Genomic DNA, 1,714 nt, shown 5'->3' on the forward strand with positions numbered 1-1,714 from the left:
GATGCAGAACATCGCCTACGAGGAGATCAAGGCGCAGACGCCGAAGGCGCCGGTCATGGCGGGCGAGCTCGCCCCCTACGCGCGCAACCCGAAGGACCTCGAGACCGACCGGCGACGGTCCCGGTGAGCACCGCGGTGATCCTCCCGGCGGGGACCGAGCTGGGCGGCTACCGCGTCGAGGAGGTCATCGGGATCGGCGGCATGGCCGTCGTCTACCGGGCCCGTCAGGTCTCGCTCGGCCGGGCGGTCGCGCTCAAGGTCCTCGCGGTGCAGCACGCCCGCGACCCGGCCTTCCGGGAGCGGTTCCGGCTCGAGGCGCTGCACGTCGCCGCGCTCGACCACCCGCACATCGTCCCGATCTACGACGCGGGCGACGAGGACGGCACCGCGTACATCGCGATGCGCCTCGTCGTCGGAGGGACCCTCGCCGACCGCCTGGCGGACGGGCCGCTGCCGTCGGCGGAGACCGTCCGCGTGCTCCGGGCCGTCGCGAGCGCGCTCGACGCCGCGCTGCGGCCGACGGACGGCCACGCGTCGGGTCTCGTCCACCGCGACGTCAAGCCCCAGAACGTCCTGCTGACGCCCGACGGCCATCCCTACCTGACGGACTTCGGGGTCGCGACCAGCGGCGGCTCCAGCGGCCTGACCGCCACCGGCACGTTCGTCGGCAGCATCAACTTCGCGTCCCCGGAGCAGATCCGCGGGACGCCGGTCTCCGGCGCGAGCGATCGCTACTCGCTCGCCGCGGTCCTCCACCAGTGCGTGACCGGCCGCGTGCCGTATCCGCGGGAGAGCGACGCCGGGGTGATGCACGCGCATCTCGTCGAGGAGCCGCCGCGGCTCCCGGCGGCCCTCGCCGCGCTCCAGCCCTGCATCGACCGCGGCATGGCGAAGGATCCGGGACAGCGCCATCCGTCGGCGGCGGCGCTGGTGGACGAGGCCGAGGCGGTGCTGCGGGCGATCGGGGCGCGGAAGGCCCCGGCGGCCGCGCCACTGGTCCCGAAGACCGCCACGCCGGTGGCGTCGGACGAGTCCCCGGTCGCGCGGGCGGCCGGCCCGGAGTCGCGGGCGCCGACGACCTCGTCGCCGGTGCCCATGACCTCGCCGCCGGGGCGGGAGGGCATACGGGCGGCCCCGGTCGGCCCGCCGCCCGTGGCCACGTCCGACTCCCGGGCGTCCGCCGCTCCGGCACCGGAGCCGGCCGTTCGGGCCGCGGACGTTCCCCCGGCGGACGTTCCGGCCGCGGACGTCCCCCCGCCGGCCGTGGGGTGGCGGGCCGCGGGCCCGGAGACGCCGGGAACGGGGAAGGCGAAGCCGTCGAAGGGACCGGGGACGGCCGAGGCACCAGACCGCCCGCCGGCGTCCGCGGTCCGCCGCGGGCAGGTCGCGCGGTACCGCTGGGTGGCCGCCGGCGCGGTCGTCGCCGGCGCCGCGGTCGGCGGCGGACTGCTGGTCCGGCCCGACGCCCCCGCGGCGGCCCGCGCGCTGCCGGTCGCGACGGGCGGCGTGCTGTCGGTCGCGTACGACGACCGCTGGGAGCCGCGGTCGCCGGTCGGCCAGGTCGCCGGGGTGCGGCTCGTCGACGGGGCGACGCTGCGGGCCACCGGATCCGGCGACGGCGCCGGTCGTCTTCGTCCTCGGCGCCGGGATCCCGTGGGCGAGGCTCTCGCCGGTCCAGGGCTACGGGTCGGGCATGGCCTGCCGGCGCCGGCGC

The 1,714-nt window shown here is 77.9% G+C and carries 1 protein-coding gene; it reads left to right on the forward strand.

Annotated elements, in window-relative coordinates:
- Nucleotides 1-123: 123 nt before the first annotated feature.
- A partial coding sequence (locus AB0L40_RS27775; RefSeq protein WP_364362037.1) for a protein kinase occupies nt 124-1,714 on the forward strand: 1,591 nt, incomplete at its 3' end.

The organism is Patulibacter sp. NPDC049589 (assembly GCF_040675535.1).
Taxonomy (GTDB): domain Bacteria; phylum Actinomycetota; class Thermoleophilia; order Solirubrobacterales; family Solirubrobacteraceae; genus Patulibacter.